Annotated in this window: 14 protein-coding genes and 1 pseudogene; 6 read left to right on the top strand and 9 right to left on the bottom strand. The window is 70.0% G+C overall.

Annotation, left to right across the window (positions count from 1 at the left end):
- Positions 1-12: 12 nt before the first annotated feature.
- From IG05_RS0100540 to IG05_RS0100515, 5 genes are all read right to left on the bottom strand, one after another.
- Positions 13-951 carry a Ku protein gene (locus IG05_RS0100540; RefSeq protein ID WP_030338251.1) on the bottom strand — a complete coding sequence of 313 codons (939 nt, stop codon included), beginning with the start codon at positions 949-951 and terminating at the stop codon, positions 13-15.
- An 877-nt stretch (positions 952-1,828) separates the two neighbouring features.
- Positions 1,829-2,698 carry a ribosome-inactivating family protein gene (locus IG05_RS0100530; RefSeq protein WP_030338247.1) on the bottom strand — a complete coding sequence of 290 codons (870 nt, stop codon included), beginning with the start codon at positions 2,696-2,698 and terminating at the stop codon, positions 1,829-1,831.
- Positions 2,699-2,942: 244 nt separating this feature from the next.
- Positions 2,943-3,659 carry a DUF4232 domain-containing protein gene (locus tag IG05_RS0100525; RefSeq protein ID WP_030338245.1) on the bottom strand — a complete coding sequence of 239 codons (717 nt, stop codon included), beginning with the start codon at positions 3,657-3,659 and terminating at the stop codon, positions 2,943-2,945.
- An 82-nt stretch (positions 3,660-3,741) separates the two neighbouring features.
- Complete coding sequence (locus IG05_RS0100520) at positions 3,742-4,641, bottom strand: PIG-L deacetylase family protein (protein ID WP_158838674.1); 900 nt, start codon at positions 4,639-4,641, stop codon at positions 3,742-3,744.
- Positions 4,625-5,839, bottom strand: a complete 1,215-nt coding sequence (locus tag IG05_RS0100515; protein WP_051789413.1) for an MFS transporter — start codon at positions 5,837-5,839, stop codon at positions 4,625-4,627. Before IG05_RS0100515 ends, IG05_RS0100520 begins: the two co-directional genes overlap by 17 nt.
- A 53-nt stretch (positions 5,840-5,892) precedes the next feature.
- Between IG05_RS0100515 and IG05_RS0100510 the strand changes: the two genes are divergently transcribed.
- The 3 genes and pseudogenes from IG05_RS0100510 to IG05_RS0100505 all read left to right on the top strand — a co-directional run bounded on the left by IG05_RS0100510 (position 5,893) and on the right by IG05_RS0100505 (position 8,021).
- Entirely contained in the window at positions 5,893-6,633 is a 741-nt protein-coding gene (locus IG05_RS0100510; RefSeq protein ID WP_030338240.1) for a helix-turn-helix transcriptional regulator, read from the top strand.
- Positions 6,634-6,665: 32 nt separating this feature from the next.
- A pseudogene (locus IG05_RS50170) lies at positions 6,666-6,933 on the top strand (transposase family protein); the annotation flags it as partial.
- 317 nt (positions 6,934-7,250) lie between these two features.
- Positions 7,251-8,021, top strand: coding sequence for a hypothetical protein (locus tag IG05_RS0100505; protein ID WP_158838671.1), 771 nt, complete (start codon positions 7,251-7,253; stop codon positions 8,019-8,021).
- 356 nt (positions 8,022-8,377) lie between these two features.
- On the opposite strand, the gene IG05_RS0100500 is transcribed toward IG05_RS0100505, so the two are convergent.
- The gene (locus tag IG05_RS0100500; RefSeq protein ID WP_030338236.1) at positions 8,378-8,728 is read right to left on the bottom strand and encodes a hypothetical protein; all 351 of its coding nucleotides are present in this window, start codon (positions 8,726-8,728) and stop codon (positions 8,378-8,380) included.
- Between the two features lie 1,127 nt (positions 8,729-9,855).
- Complete coding sequence (locus IG05_RS47520; RefSeq protein ID WP_158838669.1) at positions 9,856-11,160, bottom strand: hypothetical protein; 1,305 nt, start codon at positions 11,158-11,160, stop codon at positions 9,856-9,858.
- Between the two features lie 1,242 nt (positions 11,161-12,402).
- On the opposite strand from IG05_RS47520, the gene IG05_RS0100480 reads away from it, so the two are divergent.
- Entirely contained in the window at positions 12,403-13,425 is a 1,023-nt protein-coding gene (locus IG05_RS0100480) for an NAD-dependent epimerase/dehydratase family protein (protein ID WP_030338230.1), read from the top strand.
- The gene (locus IG05_RS0100475; protein WP_030338228.1) at positions 13,422-14,993 is read left to right on the top strand and encodes an AMP-binding protein; all 1,572 of its coding nucleotides are present in this window, start codon (positions 13,422-13,424) and stop codon (positions 14,991-14,993) included. The genes IG05_RS0100480 and IG05_RS0100475 overlap by 4 nt, the downstream gene beginning before the upstream one ends.
- A 75-nt stretch (positions 14,994-15,068) precedes the next feature.
- Here the strand turns inward: IG05_RS0100475 and IG05_RS0100470 are convergent, their stop codons facing one another.
- Together IG05_RS0100470 and IG05_RS0100465 are read right to left on the bottom strand one after the other, a co-directional pair.
- Positions 15,069-15,770, bottom strand: a complete 702-nt coding sequence (locus IG05_RS0100470) for a thioesterase II family protein (RefSeq protein ID WP_030338226.1) — start codon at positions 15,768-15,770, stop codon at positions 15,069-15,071.
- Between the two features lie 35 nt (positions 15,771-15,805).
- Entirely contained in the window at positions 15,806-18,955 is a 3,150-nt protein-coding gene (locus tag IG05_RS0100465) for a non-ribosomal peptide synthetase (RefSeq protein WP_030338224.1), read from the bottom strand.
- A gap of 419 nt (positions 18,956-19,374) precedes the next feature.
- Between IG05_RS0100465 and IG05_RS46485 the strand changes: the two genes are divergently transcribed.
- Entirely contained in the window at positions 19,375-19,602 is a 228-nt protein-coding gene (locus IG05_RS46485) for a phosphopantetheine-binding protein (RefSeq protein ID WP_158838667.1), read from the top strand.
- Positions 19,603-19,611 lie beyond the last annotated feature (9 nt).

The raw sequence follows: 19,611 nt of genomic DNA, 5'->3' as shown, positions 1-19,611 counted from the left end.
GCTCAGCGGGGTTCAGGCGCTGCGAGGGCGGCGGCCGGCTGCCTTGCCTGTGGCCGTCTTCTTCGCCGCGGTCTTCTTGGCCGGCTGTTTCTTCGCGGCGGACTTCTTCGGCGTGGCGGCCTTCTTCGGCCGCGGCAGCTCGTGCACCTCGGCCGAGCCGGCGTGCTCTCCCCTGGATGCCTTCGCCTTCGACACCGACTGCTGCAACGCGGCCATCAGGTCCAGCACGGCGGCCGGCTGTTCCGGCTCCGGCGCCTGCGGAAGCGGCTTGTCCTTGCGTTTGGCCTCGATGAGCTGCGCGATGGCCTCGGTGTAGTGGTCCTGGAACTCAGGGCCTTCCAGAGCGTCCACCGTCATGGTGTCCATCAGGGCGAGCGCGCCGTCGATCTCCGCCTCGGACACCTCGGTCGGCGGTGGGAGCAGTTCGGTGGGGTCGCGGATCTCGTCGGGCCAGCGCATGGCGTGCAGGACCAGGACGTCGTCGCGGACGCGCAGCAGGCCGAGTCTCTCCCGGCCGGACCAGGCATATTTCGCGACGGCGACCTTCGACGACCGTGACAGGGCCTTCACCAGGAGCTTGTAGGGCTTGGCCGCGACCTGGCCGGCGGGCTGGAGGTAGTAGCCGTCGGCGATCCGGATCGGGTCGATGGACTCCAGGGGTACGAACGCGTCGATCTCGATCGCCTTGGCGGTCGGCAGGGGCAGGTTGCCGAGGTCCTCGTCGGTGATCGGGATGACCTGCGTCCGGGTCAGCTCGTATCCCTTGCCGATCTCCTCCTGGGAGACCTCGCGGTCCTCCAGCTCGCACACCTTGCGGTAGCGGACCCGGCCCTGGTCGGGCAGGTGGTACTGGTGGAACCGGATGCTGTGGTCCTCGGTGGCGCTCACCACCTGGATCGGCACGGTGACCAGGCCGAAGGAGATCGCGCCGGACCAGATCGCTCGGGGCATGGCACACCTTCCCTACTCACCCCGAGCACCTCCAGCCTATGGACGTCACCCACGGCACGCACCGTGTCGGCACCCAGCGCCGCCGCCCGCTCGCCGTGCGCGGCCGGCACGTGATCAGGTCACCCGTTCGGCCCCGTGTGCGAGCGCCGGCAAGGGGCACTCCTCTGACTGCGTCGGGAGTGCTTCCCAGGGTGAGGGTGTCGCGGCCGGTCCCCCCGAGTCCGGTCGCGGCACCCACCGGGCGGAGGCGCCTCACCTCCGCCCAGTACCTGCTCGACCGGCGGGAGGTCGAACCTCAGCGGTTCCGTTCCTCAGGCCAAGGCCGGAACCTCCGCCGCCCCCACTCCTGCGCCCGCTCCCTGATACGGCGACGCAACCAGATCATCCACAGCACGAGCGGCGTCGCCACGAGAGCACCCAGCAACGCCGGCACCCAGCCAACGTCACCCGCGCCGTACCGGAATATCACGGCGAACAGCACATACATCGCCAGGACAACGCCTGCTCTGCGCATCGGTTTCGACATGAAGTCCCCGTACCCGCGGCACCGTTGTGTACGACGAGGGGGCACGCCCAGAACTCCCCGCGCTCCGCGGCACGAGGACCACTCGTCGGCGATCCGACCGCGGTCGTTGCGCAGGGTCGCGGTGAGCACATCCTGTTTCGTCCCGGTGCACCGCCGAGCCGGCCTGGCATTGCCGCGAATGCCGCTGCTGCTGCGGTATCCCGGCAGCAGCGGCCCTGTTCGCATCGCTGGGCGGCGTGCCGTTCCCGCCGCTTCGGAGTGCCGGCGGCCTGCCCGCCTCCTGAACGGCTGCCGGCATCCGCATCCCGTGTGAGGACGGCGACCCCGGGCGCGGACCCGGGGCCGGTGTCATCACCTGCTGTGCATGATGCCCCCGTTGGCCTCGACGAAGCCGACGTAGTACAGCAGTGCCGCGATGGTGGTGACGGTGTGGCCCATGATGTAGATGCTCTGGCCGGACGGATTGGCGCGCGCGTCACGGATGAACCTGCTGATGGCCCCCCACTGGTTCTCCACGTTGGCGGCCAGGATGTTTCCGCGTTGCGGGTCGAAGTAGTTCAGCGGACGGTTCCGGTTCGGATCCTGGATGTTGCCCCGGACGACGTCGAAGACCACACCGAAGCGTGCGGCCTCCGAGAAGATCTGGGTCGCCATGAGCACCGCGCGTCCCGTCGCGTCGTCGTACGCAGCCGCGCGGCCGAGGGTGCGCATGGCGTTGTAGATGTTCCCGGGGTTGGGAGCGAGGGATCCCCGGTCGTTGCCGCCCGGGATGTCGTTGTAGTTGCCACTGGCGATCCGGCGGTTCGCGGGCACCGTCACGCCCAAGGCGGTCTGGAACTCGTTGATGCGGTCCTGGAACGCCCAGTGGGTGTTGGTCTGCGGGGCGTAGAAGCCGGCGACGTAGAGGTCGTTCGCCCAGAGGTACACGGACGCGAGGTGGGCGTTGTTGGTGTCCAGGACGCGTACCTGGATCAGGCGGCCGCGTTCGGTGGTGGTCTCGGTGACGTTGTTGACGCCGGTCACATCGCCGTAGGTGTACCGGTGGATGGCGTCGATCAGGTTCCAGTAGTTCTGGTGGTGGGTGTTGCCGCCTGCGGTGATGTTCGAGATGTGCCAGTCGATCACCTGGTAGTTGGTCGCCGATGCGGTACCGCTCAGCGTCGTCACCAGGCCCATCGAGACGGCCAGGGCCAGCAGGGCGGAGCATATTCGTTTCAGCACGGTCTTCTCTGCGTCTCCGGATCGAGGGTGGTCAGTCCTGTCGTGGCACGACGCTAGGAGCCGTTGCGCTGGCGGAGTTGTCCTACTGCGCACCGCTGCGTGTCCGAGGACGCACAGGTGGGTCGGGTCCGTCGGCGGCGGGGTGGGCGGTCGCACCGGCGTGAGCCTGAGCCGTGGCTCCAGCGCTGGTGCGACCCGTGCTGCCCGGGGGCAGGTCGCGGGACAGCGTCCCGCGCGGCGGGACTCAGAAGTCGTCCGCGCCGCTGCGCAGTTCGGGAGTCCAGTAGCCGGTGAGGGCCTTCGCCGGGTCGACGGCGATGCCCTCGCTGCCGGGCGCGGTGACCGCGATGACCGTGGGGTCGCCCTCCAGCGTGACGGAGAACGCCGACACGGGTTCGTTGTTCTCGTCGACCCCGCCGTCCGACAGCTTCACCAGAGCGTAGGCCGGGGTGCCCGCCGCCAGTACGACCGGTGTGGCGGGCTTGCTCTTGGCGACGGCCGGGACGTCCTGCTTGTGGCTCTCCAGGAACTGGACGTGCGGGAAGCCCGTCAGCCGGCAGGAGTGCCGGGTGGTGTTCTTCGCGGTCAGGACGATGTGGGTGTAGGGCGGACCGTCCTGCCTGGCGGCACTGATGCGGACGTCCGCCGCGGTGCACACCGGGGTGGAGGCGGTCACCTGCTCGCCGGTCGTGCCGGTCGAACCCGCGGAGGCGTCGGCGGAGCCCGCGGAGCCCGTCCCGCTCTTCGCTCCCGCCGAGTCGGTTGATGCCGTCGCGTCGGCTGCGCCGGCGCCCTGACCGGCCTTCGCCGCGGTGGCCGCCGGTGACGACGCCACCGTGGCCGCGGGCGACGCCGCGGACGAGGACTTGGTGCCCGAGTCGCTCTGGCAGGCGGTCAGGGACAGGGTCAGAGCGGTGCCCGCGGTGGCGAGCAGCGTGAAGCGGAGACGGGCGGTGTTCATGGGTGGTTCCCCCGTGAGTGGTTCGAGGCCGCGGCTCGGGGCCGTCGGCCGGTGGTATTTCGTCAAGGTGTGCGTGAGGAGGTCAGTTGCCCTTGCCCGGCCGGTAGCCGGAGGGCAGCGTGTGGATGAACTCGCGCGGGTCGGCGTGCGCGGCCTCCAGCAGTTCCGGGACGCTGTGATAGCCGAGCGCGTACAGGTTCCGGCTCGGGTCCCAGGTGTTGTAGGCGTACATGGCGTTGCGCTTGATCTTCATGTGGGAGCCGGGGATGTTCAGCACGTAGGCCGCACCGTCCGCACGGTCCTGCTGGGGGCGTTCGTAGGCGTAGACGTGGTTGAAGCGCACGTCCGAGATCGTGCCGTCGTTCATCAGGCGGTAGGCGACGTCACTGCACGCCTTGTGCGTCTCGGTGTGCTCCAGCCAGCCGGCGGTGAACTTGTGCGAGGCGCCGGGGTACTGCGCGGCGAGGGCCCGGACCTTCGCGTCGATCCGGTCGACGAGCTTGTTGTAGGCGGAGGTACTGGAGAACCCGTCGTCCACCACCTCGAAGTTGATGACCTTGTCGACGCCCAGCGCCTTCGCGGAGGCCATGAACTCCGCGGTCCGGGCGGCGACGACCTTGGTGGTGCCGTCCGTCGGCCAGGACAGGTTGTGCCGACCGCCCGCGGCACACGGGTGCGGGCTGGACCACTGGGTCAGCGGGCACGGGTCGGTGTTCATGCGCACGGCCAGATCGGGGTTACGGCCGTTGCTCACCAGGACGAGGTAGACGGGCCGGCCCGCCGCCTTGTGCTCCAGGATCGACCCGGCCAGGCCGATCGCGTCGTCGTCCTGGTGCGGGGCGTAGAAGATGGCGGGCTTGGCGGCGGCCGATGCGGCAGGGGCCCGGCCCGTCTGGTAGGCCACGGCGGCGGCGGTCAGTGCCCCGGCGGCCAGCACACTCCGCCTGGACAATCCTGCGGCGTGCTCACTGCTGCTGTTCATGTGCCTGGACGGGAGAGTGTGCGGCATCGGCGTTTTCCCCCTTCGGTGGCGCGTCCACGGACGGCGGCACGGCGGGTTCGGGCAGCGTGCGGAACAACAGCCAGCTGAGTGCGGGCATGAGGATCAGCGGGGCCAGTGCGGTCTGCAGCGAGGTCTTGTCGGCGACAGTGCCGATGAGCGGGCTGACCAGACCGCCCACGCTCACGGTGAGGCCGAGCGTGATTCCGCCGGCGGTGCCGACACGGGAGGGCAGGTAGTCCTGGCCGAGCGTGACTTGCAGTGAGAAGGGGACGTACAGGCCGGCCGAGGTCAGCATGACGAACAGGTAGAGGGCTGGGCCGGGTACAAACACCAGGCCGGCGACCGATCCAGCGGTCAGGAGGTAGGACCAGCGGGAAACGGTGACCCGGTCCCAGCGGCTGGCCAGCGAACCGCCCAGCACGCTGCCCACCGCACCGCCGAGGTACAGAAGGAACAGTGCGGCCGTGCCCGCAGCCTTGCTGCCGTCCATGCGCTGGGTCGCATACAGCGAGACGAACGTGCTCAGGCCGATGAAGACGATGGAGCGGCACACCACGGCGAGCGACAGCCGTATGAACGAGGAGGTATCGTCCTCGTCTGCCACCGACTTGTCGGCCGCGTGGGTCTGCTGTGCCCCCAGTGCCCGCAGCACGGGTCGACACAGTGCGGCACCGATGGCTGCCGGGACCACGAGCAACGGCGTCAGGCGCAATCCTCCGGTGGCGACCACGGCGGTGACCATGACCGGAGCCATCGCGAAGCCCAAGTTGCCGCCCAGCGAGAACCATCCCATCGCGCTGTGGCTGCCGTGGCTGGCAAGCCGGGCCACCCGGGCGGATACCGGATGGTAAGCGGCGACGCCCACCCCGGACACCGCAACGACGGCCAGCGTCAGCGTGTAGGAGTCGCTCACTCCGCTCAGGGCGATGCCCACGCCTCCCAGCAGGGTGCTGAGCGGCAGGAGCCAGGGCATCGCCCAACGGTCGGTCAGTGCGCCGAACACCGGTTGCGCCACCGACGAGAGCACGGAGGCCGCAAGCACGATGCCTGAGACGGCGGCGTAGCTGTAAGCGCGCTCGGCAACGAAGTACGGCACGAGGGAGGCCACGGCGCCTTGATAGATGTCGACGCAGGCATGACCGACGGACAGCAGCGTGATCGAGGAGTTTCTTCGCACGTCGTCATCGTCAACGGTCGCCACCGGTCGCGCTTCCGATAATCTGCCAAACAATGACTGAAGTCCGCCACGAGCCCACAGCACCCACTCGCACCCAGAACCTGGCGTCCGGGGCCGAGATCGCCGCTCACCGGCACGATGAGCATCAGATCGTGTACGCGGGTCGTGGAGTCCTGTCGGTCACCACCAGCACCGGCTCCTGGGTCGCCCCCGCAACGCGAGCCATCTGGGTGCCGGCGGGCACGGTCCACGCCCACCAGGCCCACCGCGACCTCGAACTACACCTGGTAGGGCTGCCCGTACAGGAGAACCCCCTCCACTTGGACGTCCCCGCCGTGCTCTCCGTGAGTCCGCTCCTGCGCGAGCTGCTCATCACCTACACCCTCACCGAGAACGACGAAAGCCCCGAGCGGTCGCGCTTGCGCGCGGTGCTGCTCGACCAGCTCCACGCCTCGGCCCAGCAACCACTGCATCTGCCCACGCCGACTGCTCCCCTGCTGCGGAGCGTGTGCGACATTCTGTGGTCGAACCCTGCGGACAACCGCACACTTGCCGAACTCGGACGCGAGGTCGGAGCAAGCGACCGCACACTGTCCCGGCTGTTCCGCAACGACCTCGGCATGACCTTCACCCAGTGGCGCACCCAACTGCGCCTTCACCATGCCTTGGTCCTGCTGGCCCACAACACCCCGGTGACCAGGGTCGCGAACCAGTGCGGGTGGTCGTCCACTAGCGCGTTCATCGACGTCTTCCGCCGCGCATTCGGGCATACGCCGGGGACGTACTCCAGGTAAGCGAAGACCGCCGCCTCGACTCTTCTGCAAGGGTCGGTGCGTCCTCACGCAACTACCGGTTCTCGGCGAATGTGCAGGTCGTCATCGATGCCGACACCCGCCCGGTGGCGGAACAAGGCAGACGCACATGTCTGGCGCGAGTCGGACCTGCCGGCCGTGGCAGCGGGCACGACGGTGATCGCGGACGGCGCCTACCTGGGCGCCAGGATGATCGTCCCGCACCGCAGACGAGCCGGACGTCCCCTCCTGCGCGGCCAGGAGGAAGACGATGCCGAGCACCGGCGTGTGCGGGCCCACGTCGGCGGTGGCCCCGGAAGGGTGCCGGCGGTCTGGCGGCCCTGGGGGCGGGTCGCTGGCTCGGCATCGGCCGGCGGCACGGCGAACAGACCCGAGCCACGGCGGTCCCGGCGCCTATCCACTCCGCCTGGTTCCCGTGGCTGGTCACCGCCAGGCAGGGCGTCGCCTACAGATCCGCGCGCGGCGACGCGAACGTCTTCGTGCTGTCCCTCGGCGGGCCCTCACCTCGTGTGAGGCGGATCACGTGCCGATCTTCGCATCCCTTTGCGTCCTTCCCGGGTCCGATCAGCGGACGGTCTTGCTTTAAGGAGAAATAAAAAATGAGCAATCGGACCCTCATGGTCACGGCAAGCCTCGGTGTGATGTCTCTGATGGCCCTGACCGCCTGTGGTACGGACAAGTCGGACGACCCCAAGGCGTCAGGCGGCTCCGCCTCGGCCACCGCGGAGGCGTTCAAGGGCCTGACGGGGGACCAGATCTCCGAGAAGGCCCGGGTGGCGATGACGAAGCTCGACTCGTTCAGGGTCAAGGGCAGCATGACCACGGACGGCAAGCACATGACCTTCGACTTCGCCGTCGCCAAGAGGGGTGCCTGTCAGGGGACCTTCGGCACGGAGAGTGCGTCCGCCGAGATCCGTCAGGTCGGCGGCGCCGCCTACATGAAGGGCGACGAGAAGTTCTGGCGGGAGATGGGCAGCGAGGACGGCTCCTCGTCGGAGGACACGGAGGCCCTCATCGAGATGCTCAAGGGCCGCTGGTTCAAGATGCCGGCGCAGGACGCGAAGGCGGACGACAAGTTCCCCTTCTGTGACATCGGCACGATGTTCGAGAAGGACGAGAAGGAGGGCCACCTGACCAGGAAGGCGGACACCGACGTCAACGGCACGCCCGCCGTGACGCTCAAGGGGAAGGACGGTGCCGCGACCCAGACCCTCCTGGTGGCCGCCGAGGGCGAGCCCTACGCGCTCAGGTTGACCGCCGAGGGCGGCAAGGAGCCCGGCTCGTTCGACTTCTCGGCCTTCAACAAGCCTGTGACGGTCACGGCCCCGCCGGCCGGCGAGGTCATGGATCCGGAGAAGCTCAAGGGCTGACACCCCCGGCCCGGCGCCCCTCCCGGAACGTGCACGGGGGCGGGCGGCGGGTGAGGTGTCGTCGTCTCCTCCAGGGGCGCCGTGCCGCGCGCCGGCAGGCGCGGGCGCGGGCGCGGGCCCGCGGAAGTTCGGGCACTTGGAATCGCTCATCACCTGGGCCGCGATCACCCTGACGACCAGACGAATCACCCGCCGAAGCTCACGCAGGAGCGGACAGCCAGCCTCCCGCGAGGCCTGAAGCGACTGATCGTCTCGGCCCTGACGGCCAGCAGCGCCACGAAGAGGTCACCGGGTCCGGATCGCGGCCCTGAGCATTGCTCTCCCGCCGCCGCCGAAGCCTGTCAGCGACTTCTGGCTCACAGCCACCGCTTGGCTGATTCGACGCTGTCGCCGCCGCTCGTGTTGAACGCGATCGCAGCCTTCGGCGCATGGCGCCGGACCAGATTCACGACCTGCTCAAAGAGCGGCAGAAGCGGCTCCGGCTTGCGGATCCCACCTCCGATGACGACGACGTCCCAGTCGTGTTCGGACAGCGCTGCAACGATCGCCGGCTCGGCCGACTCATCCAGCTCGATCAGCGTCATGGACGCATCGATGGCGTGTTCGCCGAATCGGGCCAGTTCCTGGTCGAGGGCCGCTCGAAGAGCGTCTCCGTCCATACCGGGCACGGCACGCGGGTCGATTCCAAGAATGAGAACGCGAGGCATGTCTGAGAGGACGATCAGCCATCCGCCCAGGTTCCCACGGCACGTGGCCGGTGTCCGATCTCAAGGACGACCTCCGCATCCGGCCGCAGGATCCCTCCTCGGGCGGTGAAGGTCGCCGGATCCCGAGGGCGGGTGGAGGAGACCTTCCAGAGCATCCGCCCCTACGCCTTCCGCGCACCAGGCGATGAGGTTGCCGACCAGGACGGCCGCGTCCGGCGGTTCGACGCAGCCTGGGACCGGCACCCCTTCGACGAAGCGCAGCCCAGCACCCCGGCCTGGCCACTCGCACTGCGCTCCCGCGATGGTGAGCCCATACCCGAGGAGGCCGCCGCGGTCGCCAGCCACGCCGAGGAACTGGAACGGTGGACCGAACTCACTCTCGCGAGGCCAGCCAGCCGTCAGCAGTGACCTTGCCGAAACCGAACAAGATCAGATGGCAGCCGCCGGCCAGCACGATCTCCTGGTAGGCGGTGAAGATCACGATCTACAGCTGGAGTACCAGGGGTGTCGGTCACCGGACTGGCCGGTCTCCGGCAGAGCGGTACGGCAGCCGAGGTGTGCCGAACGGGCTGCTCACAAGCGCAGCTGTAGCAGCCGGCCTCACGCGTTCCACGTGCGCTGGTCGAGGGCTGAGGCATGGCTCGCCCATGTCCCGGACAACGGCAGGCCGCCCCGCGACGCCCGCAGCGGCGGGCTTGCACTCCCCATGTCGGGCTGAGGGTCGCAGGAGCCGACTGTGCGGCCTCGTTGATGGCCATCGGGTGGCGGGTTCCGGTGCGGCCCGCGCCACGCGCCGGACCGTCCCTCTCCCCCATCGGCCGCCGAGGTGTCAGGTCGCGGCAGGATCTCGCCGGCCGAGGCCCGGCATCTCCTCCGCCGGGGCCGAACTGGTGGTCGCTGCGCCCACGACGCCACGGCCCGTCACCGCGAGCGCCCCCACAGTGCCCCCACGGTCTTGGACACCCGAGGCTCCGGCGGCGGCTGGGGGCGCCGCGGCTCGTTGCCCAGGAGCGGGTGACGGCTTGCTCCGGGCAGGCATCCTCGGAGTTGAGCACGGCGGCGGCTTTCAGGGCCGCCGTCGGGGGTGCCCGGCAGGCTCGGCAGGGCCTCGGCGCCGCCCAGCCGGCTCAGGCCGCTGGCTGGTCCCCTTCCGGCCGGCCGCCATGAAGTACCTGGGAACAGGCCTGCAGTACATCCAGCCACAGAGTCTCTACGGGCGCGTGAGCGAGCGCGACTGTCTCCGTGTACCCCGCCTGAGGCATGTCGGCGGCTGTAAGGGCGGGAGGCCACCCTCGCTCCTTGCGCCAGACCGCGAGTACCGCCTGCTCCACGAGCAAAGCCTGCCAGCCCATGGGCAGATGGACCGTCTCGTGAACCTCCCAGCCTTCCCGCTGATGCTGCTGGAGCCGTGGGGTACCGATGTTGCAGACCCCCACCTTCGCGACTCGTAGCTTCGGGTGGACGACGAGGTAGACCACGGACGGTGCCGAGGTGTTGAAACCGAAGTCCGCACAATTGCGGCACGGGCCCTGGCGGTGGAGATTGTCCAGCCTTGGGCTGCACGGGGCCTCGCACACCCTGCAGATGCCTGGCCACGGAGTACGAGAGGTGCGGTAGGGGATCTCGGGATCAGGAATGAAGCCGCGGGCGCACGCGTATTCCCGGGCCTCCTTGTCGGTGCGGACGGCGCCGACAGCACAGTGCCGGCACCCACTGCGTCCGCCTTTGACGCTGCCCAGTGTGGGCGTCACAGTCCGCTTGCAGGTCAGGCAGCGGCAGCGCCAGGGAGTTCTGGCTCCGGGATAGGCCTCCAGTGGCTCAACGCCGCCAAAAGTGACCATGTAGTCGGAGGCGGTGCGGGGGTCGGTCACTGTGCCGGCGCACCACTTGCATGGCCTGCTGCCGGTGCGGACAGTGCCGAGTCGGGGATGGATCTCCTGCCCGCAATCCGGGTTGAGGCAGCGACAACACCAGCGGGTGTTGACCCCGGGGTACGGGTCCAAGGGCTCCGCCCCCGCCGCGCGCATCTCTTCGATGGCGACCGAGTCAGGCACCCGTACACGATTGGCGCAGAAGGCGCAGCCGCCCGCCCCGTTCAGCACCACGTTCGCGTACCGGGGTGTGATGAGGGCGCCGCAGGCAAGGCATCGGCACTTCCATGGCTTCAATGCCCCTGGGTACTCCTCAACCGGCAGCACTCCTCGCTCGATCATCTGCCGGGTGGCACGCTCCGGACGCACCGCGCGTCGCGCGCAGTACTTGCAGGCCGACCGTTTGCTCACTCGCACGTCGGACAAGCGGGGGCGGATGTCGGCGGGCTCACCGTTCCATACGCCCGGACATTCGGGGTTCAGGCAGCGGCACTTCCACGGCGCGTCGACGCCGGGGTAGTCCTCCAGCGGTTCGACTCCGGCGGCGCGCATGATGTCCACCGCTTCTGCGGCGGAGAGACGGCGCCGTGCGGCTGCCGCCTTCCGGGCGCAGTGGGTGCAGCCACCACGGCCGGGACGCATGACGTTGTTGTAGGTCGGAGTGACGAAGGACCCGCACGTCATGCATACGCACAGCCACTTGCGGGCTCCACCGGGCCAGTCCGACACGGGCCATACGCCCTTCTCCATCATCCTCGCCTTGGCTGCGGCAGGGTCGATCCGGCGGCGTCTCACGAGGCGGTCCGCATACGTTTCACGTGGCGCGTCCGAGCCGTCGGCAACGGTGTGGGGCCCCACGACGCCGTCAGACGCCTGATGTACTGCGGCGGCCTGCACCGCGTTGCTCAGCCGCAGCGCCGCTGTGTAGGACAGCCCTAGTCTCTTCGCGCGGGCACGGGCCTCTTTCTTGCGGGCGTTTGACCCATTCCTGGGCACGGTCTCTCGATCTCTGGCAGGATCCCACGCCTCCCACCGTGACATCGGCATAGCCGTACCGTGGTGGCGCGGGCCCGGAGGGCCTTGACCCTGTTCGCGCTGGCTGCGTGGGAGCCGTGCGCATGGGTGTGCGGCGTGCGCGTCCTGCCGCTGTGATGCAGCGTAGAGCATGAGAGTGACAGCGCGCAGAGCAATGCCCGGTCCTGTCCTTGACCTGCCGGACGACCCGGCCGCTCCGCCCGCCGCGCTGCCGGCGGCGCCTGTCGTGGCGCCGGGGGCGACCAGCAGCCCACCCGGGCCAGGACGACGGCGAGCCGGTGCCCATGGCGTCAACGGGCGAGCGGGGACATCGACGCGCCTTTCCAGGGGGTACGCCACACGAGCCGGGCCGACAGTCCCGGGCCGCCCTCACGCTCGCACTCCCCCGGTCTCTCGTCGTCTGCCGAACGCAGCGCAGACATTCGGGTCTGCTGCGAGTGCAGTAGGCCGGCGATGGCGGACGGCCGAGCGGGCGCCGGGGCGGGTCGCGGCTTCGCCGATTGTGCGGGCCTGCGCGGCGGTGAGGACGCGGGTCGTGGTGCGGGATGGGCAGCATAACGGCCGAAACGTTGCCGGGGTATTGGCCCGAATACGCCTTGCGGACCGGAATCGAAGGCATTGTCAAGCAGGTCCTGGACATCGCCGGACCTCGCGGCGCCTGTCACATCGGCCGCAAGGAACGAGCAACCATACCGGTCCAAGGCGTTTGTCGGGGTCCTGAGGTCCTGATTCCTTGTCAAGCGGCGGCAGTTGCGTGATCATGTCACAATGAGGATTCTCGTCATGGGCGGTTCGGTATTCCTGGGACAAGCCTTTGTGCAGGAAGCAATCGGCCGCGGTCACACCTTAACCGTCTTCAACCGGGGAAAGTCCGGACCGGACATCGAGGGAGCGGAGAACCTTCACGGCGACCGGGAGAATCCCACCGATTTGGAGGCCCTGGCCACTGCGGGGCCCTGGGACGCGGTCATCGACACCAGCGGTTTCCATCCCCGTACCGTCGGGAAATCGGCGCGCGTACTCAGCGCGCATGCTGAAACGTACCTTTTCGTCTCGTCCTTCCACGTTTACTCCGACTGGCCCGCCGGGCCCGTCAGCGAGGATTCGGCGCGCCATGCCTGTCCGCCGGACGCAGCCGTGGACGACGTGCCGGGCAATGCGCTGAAGGCAGGGTGCGAGCGGGCTGTCGAGAAGTACTTCGAGGGCGATGTCCTCATCCTCAACCCCGGGCTGATCGTGGGTCCGCGCGAGACTCCCGGACGGCTGCTCTGGTGGCTGGAGCGCATGGCGCGCGGCGGTGAGGTCCTCGCACCGGGGCGGCCGGAACAGACGATCCAGCTCATCGACGCCCGGGACATCGCGGCGTTCGCCATGGACCTGCTGGAGGCCGGTGCCGCCGGGCACTACCTCGTCGCCGGACCCAAGGACACCACGACCCTCGGGGAACTGCTGGACCTGTGCGCTCAGGTGACGGCGGCCGGGGCACAACCGGTCTGGATAGACGAGGAGTTGCTCGCGGACCACGAGGTGGGAGCCTGGACCGAGCTGCCGTTCTGGGCGACGGAGCAGCCCGCCATGGCGGGCGCCTGGGCCGCTTCCCCCGCCAAGGCGGTCGACGCCGGACTGCGCTGCCGCCCACTCGGCGAGACGGTCGCGGACACCTGGGAGTGGCTGCGCGAGCGCGGTCCGTCCGAGACACCCTACAAGCAGGGCGACATCGTCCTCGGGATCGATCCGGAGAAGGAGCGCGGAGTGCTTCGCGCGTGGCATGCGAAGGCGGGCATCCGATGACGGGACGAGAGCGGGGAACGCCGCGCGAACTGCACGACTGGTTCGCCGCGTCGGCGCGCGAGCACGCCGATCTCATCGCCCTGGAGGCCGGGGGCGAGCGGCTCACCTACCGGGAACTGGACGGTCTGGCCGCGGCCCTGGCCGGAGAGATCCTGACCCGGTGCGGCGGCCGGGCCCCCGCCCGGGTGGGCCTGACGACCGCGTCGAACCTGCTGACGTACGCGGCGACCCTGGCGGTGCTGCGCCTGGGCGCGGCCGTGGTCCCGCTCAACACGTCCTTCCCGCCGGCCCGGCAGGCCCACATCGCGCGGACCGCCGGCCTGGAACTCCACCTGACCGACCGCGCTCCGGTTCCCGAGGGTCCGGAGATACCGGCCCTGCTCCTGTCCGAGGACCTCCTGACCCGCCTGCGCGACGGGAACGCGGCCCCCGTCGACCTGCCCCCGGTCGAGGTGCTGCCGGAGGACATCGCGTACGTGCTGTTCACCTCGGGCTCCACCGGCACTCCCAAGGGCGTACCGATCGCGCACCGCAGCATGGATGCCTTCCTGCGGTACGTCATCGACCGCTACGCGCTCGGGCCCGGCTGCCGGATGGCCCAGAACAGCGGCCTGGCCTTCGACGCGTCCGTCCTGGAGATGTTCGGCGCCTGGGGCTCGGGCGCCACACTGGTCGTGCCGCGACGGGCCGAACTCCCTAAGCCTGCACGGTTCGTGGCCCGCGAGGGGATCACGCACTGGTTCTCGGTGCCGTCCGTGATCACGATGGCCGACCTGACCGGAGGACTTGCCCCCGGTTCGATGCGGTCACTGCGCTGGACCCTCTTCGGCGGCGAGCAGCTCACGGTGCAGCAGGCGAGAGCCTGGCGTGCCGCCGCGCCGCACAGCGTCATCGAGAACGTGTACGGGCCGACCGAGCTGACCATTCTCTCGTCGCAGTACCGGCTGCCGGACAGGACGGAGGACTGGCCGCAGACGGCCAACGGCACCCTCCCCATCGGCGAGGTCTACCCTCACCTCGACCATCAGGTGGTGGACGAGGAGGGTCGGCCCTCCGACGTGGGCGAGCTGCGGCTGCGCGGCGTACAGCGGTTCGCCGGTTACCTCGACGAGAAGGACAACCGGGGGCGGTTCCTGGACGCCTCGGGGCGCCCGGTGGAGACCGCCGGCGGGTATGTGCCGGACGAGGACCACTGGTACTGCACCGGTGACCTGGTCCAGGTGCTGGAGGGCGGGACCCTGGTGCACCTCGGACGGCTCGACCAGCAGGTCAAGATCATGGGCCAGCGGGTGGAGATCGGCGAGACCGAGGCGGTGCTGCGGGAACAGGAGGCCATCGGCCATGTGGCCGTCGTGGCCTTGCGCGACGAGGACGGGCAGATCCGGCTGGAGGCCGCGTACACCGGTACGGCCCGGCCGGCCGCGGAGCTCCGGCAGGCGCTGTCGGCACGCCTGCCGCGGTACATGGTGCCGCACAGATTCACCCACCGGGCCGACCTGCCGCTGAATCACAACGGAAAGCTGGACCGCCGGGTGCTGGCGGAGCAGCTGGCCGCGATGCGGAACTGATCCGGGCCGCGCAGGGAGAGGGCCGATGGGAATCCGGTCGGGAATCCCATCGGCCCTCTCGCGCGGCGCGGACCGTCAGTCGTGGCCCAGCAGCGTGCCGAGCGTCTTCCAGAGCAGCGGCCAGTCCTCGGTGAAGTACATGTGGCCGCCCGGCATGTCCACGAGCTGCGCTCCGGAGGAGGTGTGCTCCGCCCAGCGGGCCGCGTCCTCGTGGCGCACCAAGTCGTCGTGAGTGCCGCGCAGGATGCTCACCGGCATCGTCAGCGGAGGGCCGGGGGTCGGTACGTAGGCGTCCTGGACCGCGAGGTCGGCCCGGAGCGCGGGCAGCAGCAGCTCCCGCAACTCCGGCTCGTGCCAGGCCTCGTGATCGTATCCGACCAGGTCACGCAGCCGGGCGACGAACGCGTCGTCGTCCAGCTGGGCGCCGTCCATCCGGGGACGGCCGACGTCGGGCGCCGCGGCCCCGCTGACCACCACGTGTTCCGGCAGCGGTGCTCCGTCGGACGCGAGCAAGCGGACCGTCTCGTACGCGAGCAGCGCGCCGAAGCTGTGCCCGAAGACGGCGAACGGGCCGGTGCCTGCCGCTTCGCGGATCTGGTCGGCGCACACGCGCGCGGCGTCCGCCATGGTGGTGCAGGGTTCCTGGACGAACCATTCGTCCCGTCCGGGAAGCTGGACCGGGACGACGCGGAACGGCAGGCCGGGCTGGTTCTGCCAGGGACGGAAGACTCCCGCCCCGCCTCCGGCGTAGGGCAGGCACATCAGGGAGAGCGTCATCGTGGACTCCTGGGGCGCGGAGAGGGGGGCGGGGGTCACCGGCGGGCCCAGCGGCCAAGGGCCTGGGCGCGGCGGGCACCGCGCTGCGTACCGGTCGGCACGTCGGCCGGGGCAGGGGGCCGGACCGCGCCGGCGGGGGTCGGGGTGTCGTCCTGGGCGGCGTCGAGGGTGTCCAGGAACCCGGCCAGCCCCCGGGCGGTGGTGTGGCGGAACAGGTCCGCCGCGTGCAGCCGGGGATGGCGTGCCCGCAGCAGGGTCAGCACCCGCAGGATGCCGGAGGACGTGCCACCGAGTTCGAAGAAGGTGGCCCCGGTGTCGGTGACCGGTTCGCCCAGGACGCGCTCCCATGCCTCCATGACCGCGCCGGCGGCCGTCCCGGGCAGCGGCGGCGCTGCGGACTGCGCCGCCTCGGCGCTCGCGGCGGCCCAGTCGGCGAGAACCCGCCGGTCCAGCTTGCCGTTGGGAGAGCGGGGCAGGTCGGCCACCTCGAACCACGCGGTGGGCAGCATGGCCCCGGTGAGCCAGTCGGCTGCGCCGCGCCGCAGTTCCGCCGCGACGGTGGCGGGCAGCGAGCGGGGCCGCGGGCCCGCCGCGGGGCCGTCCTCCCGTACGAGGAAGGCGACGACGCCGGTGCGGTCCGGCAGCGGTGCGACGGCGGCGTCCCGGATTCCGGGACGCCGGCGCAGGGTGGTCTCGATCTCCCCCGTCTCGATGCGCTGGCCGAGCACCTTGACCTGCTCGTCCGCCCGGTGCAGGAACTTGAGCCCGACGCCGGGGGTGAAGGACACCACGTCGCCGCTGCGGTAGCCGGTGGTGCCGCCGGCCCGGGGCAGCGCGGGGAAGCGCTCGGCGGTCAGGTCCGGGCGCCGCCAGTAGCCGTTGCCCACGCCGGCGCCGGAGATCAGCAGGTCGCCGGGGCAGCCCGGCGGCAGATCGCGGCCGTGTACGTCCACGACGTGGCAGCGCACGCCCGGCAGCGGCAACCCGATGTGCACGGGAGCACCCGGGGTGACCCGCCACAGCGTGGTGTACACCGTGGCTTCGGTCGGTCCGTATCCGTTCAGTACCGGACCGGGGACGAGAGCGGCGAGGTCGTCGGCGAGGTCGGGGGCGAGCGGCTCGCCTCCGACCAGCAGAGCGCCGAGCCCGCGGAGGAACGCGCGGCCCTCGGGAGAGGCGGTGTGCAACCGGGCGGCGGACGGGGTGCACTGGTAGAACGCGCCGTCGGGGTCCGGTATGTCCCGGAGCACGGTGCGGTGGCTGGTCAGGTGGAGGGTGCGGCCGCTGGTCAGGGGCCAGACAAGTTCGATGAGACTGATGTCGAAGGACGGGCTGGTACCCGCCAGGACGACTGCGGGGCCCCCGGCGAATTCGGTGTCGAAGGCCGTGAACAGGGCGCACAAGTTGTCGTGGCGGATGACGGCACCCTTGGGACGACCCGTGGAGCCGGAGGTGTACATGACGTAGGCGGGGGCGTCGGCGGCGACGTCCGGCCATGCTGCCGGTGCCGCTGCGGAGGAGTCCGGGGTCAGCGTCGGCAAGTCCGGCAGCAGGGGGGCCCGAGCGATCAGCGCGGCGGGCTCGGCGTCCCGCAGGACGTAGCGCAGCCGCTCGTCCGGGTGGTCGGGGTCGAGCGGCACGTAGGCGGCGCCCGCCCACCAGGTGGCCAGGACGGCGGTGACCAGGTCCGGTGAACGGTCCAGGTGGATGGCGACCCGGTCCCCCGGGCCCACGCCGGCCGCGAGAAGGGCCGCCGCCAGCTCCCGGGCGCGGCCGGTCACGGTCGCGTAGTCCAGCTCGACGCCGCCGGCACGGACGGCTACGGCTGCCGGGGCCTGGTCCGCCCGGCTCTGGATGACGCGGTGCACCGGCTCGGCGGCCACTGCGACCGATGTGCCGGCGAGCGCGTCGAGTTCGGCGCGCTCGGGCGCGGCGAGGAGGTCGCACGTGGTCAGTGGCTGGGCGTCCGACGCGGTCAGAGCGCCGAGGGCGGTGACGAGGTGGGCGAGGAAGCGCTCCGCGGTGCCTGCGTCGAGGGCCGTGCGGGGATGGGCCACGACCAGGTGCTCCCCGCCGTCGGGAGCGTGCAGCAGGGTGACGCTCAGGTCGTACTCGACCTGGTCGGACCGGGGCGGGTCCATACGCCATCGCAGACCCGACGCGTCGACGACCTCGGTGAACAACTCACCCTGCGTGCACATCAGTTGGGTGAACGGCTTGCGGTCGGGGTGCCGTGGTGCGCCGGTCACGGCCAGGATCTCCTCCAGCGGGAGTTCCGCGTGCTCGACCGCGTCGAGGAGGGCGTCCAGGGTCCGGTCGAGCAGGCTCTCGGTGGTGGCACCGGCCAGGTCGACCCGGACCGGGATGGTGTTCTGCAGACAGCCGACGGCCGAGATGCCCTGGGTGTCCCGTTCGGCTCCGCTCACCGTGGCGACCACTATGTCGTCGGTGCCGCCGTACCACCCGGCGACCCAGGCCAGCGCGCTCATCACCTGGGTGAAGAGGCTCGCGCCGGTCTCCGCCGCACGTCGGCGCATCCGGTCCACGAGGTCCTCGGGCAACCGGGTGGCGACCGAGGCGCGGGCTCGGTCCGCGCCGGGTGTGAGCTGCGGAAGGGAGCAGTTCTCCGGTGCCTGGTCGAGCGTGGTGGCCCAGAACTTCCGCAGGAGGTCCTGTCGTTCGGCGGACGGGTCGCCTTGCGGCACCTCGGCGTCGGCGAGGCTGTCCGGGCCCGACCCGTGAGCGGTGGTCAGCGAGGCCAGCAGGGCGGCGGCGGAACCGTCGTCGAAGACACCGTGGTGCACCGAGAAGAGCAGGTGGGCCCGGTCGGCGCGGTGCAGCACGGCGATACGGCACAGTGGTGCACCGGCGTGGTCGAACGGCGCCGCGAGCGAGGCCAGGTGGCGTTCGAGGACCTCGCGTGCCGCCTCCTCGTCCGCCGGCAGGGTGTGGACGCCGACCGGCACCTCGGAGACGGGGTGAAGGTGCTGGACCAGTCCGTCGGGTTCCATGCGCAAGGAGACGCGCAGGGCCGGCTGCGCGCGCAGGACGGCACTCACCGTCGCCAGCAGCCGGTCGATGTCCACCGTTCCCGAAGCGGTCAGGCGATGCACGATGGCCGGCCGGGGCTGCTGCATGTCGAGTACGAAGAAACGGAGCTGCCCGGGAGTCGCAGGATTCTGCATTCGGCGTCCTTGATCGGTCGACTGCAAGAAATTCTGGATCGTAAGTGGGTCCACTCGAATTCGTCAAGATCACCTAGGGGTGCAATAGGGGGAATGAAACGACCTCTACACCACCGGCACACTTCAAGGTTCGGCTTTACGAGAATGCCGAAGAACGCGGCGAAGCCTGCGGGAATGGTCCATTTTCACCCCTTTGTCCTCGCTACCCTGCCGGAGTGCCGGAAACACCATTGAAATCTGGACGGTGGCTGGTTTTCATCGCGCTGCTTCACAAAAATTTCAGTTGACAGTTCCGTTCTGATCTGACGATGATCTTTCCCGTTCTCGCGCCCCGGACGGCAGTCACCGCCGAGCGTCTGTGGTCGGCGATGTCCTGTTTCGGGAGCAGCGCTATTCGAGGGAATAACGGGAGGCCTGTGATGCAGATATCCACGGAAGAGCTCTCCGCACTCTGGAAAGAAATGCTCGGTGATGAAGCCGATCCGAATGAAGGTTTCATCGCCAACGGCGGGGACTCGCTGAAGGCGGTGCTGCTCGCCGACCGGATATTCAAGCTGACCGGGCAGGAGCTCGACTACCTGGAGATACTGGAGGCCCCGGACGCGGCCACCCTCTTCCGGGCCGCCCTCGCCGGCGGACGTGACTAGAGGGGTGGC

It is taken from the genome of Streptomyces sp. NRRL S-1022 (genome assembly GCF_000720135.1).
Classification (GTDB): Bacteria; Actinomycetota; Actinomycetes; order Streptomycetales; family Streptomycetaceae; genus Streptomyces.
The sequence above is the reverse complement of the archived record's forward strand: the minus strand, read 5'-3'. Positions and strand labels throughout refer to the sequence as shown.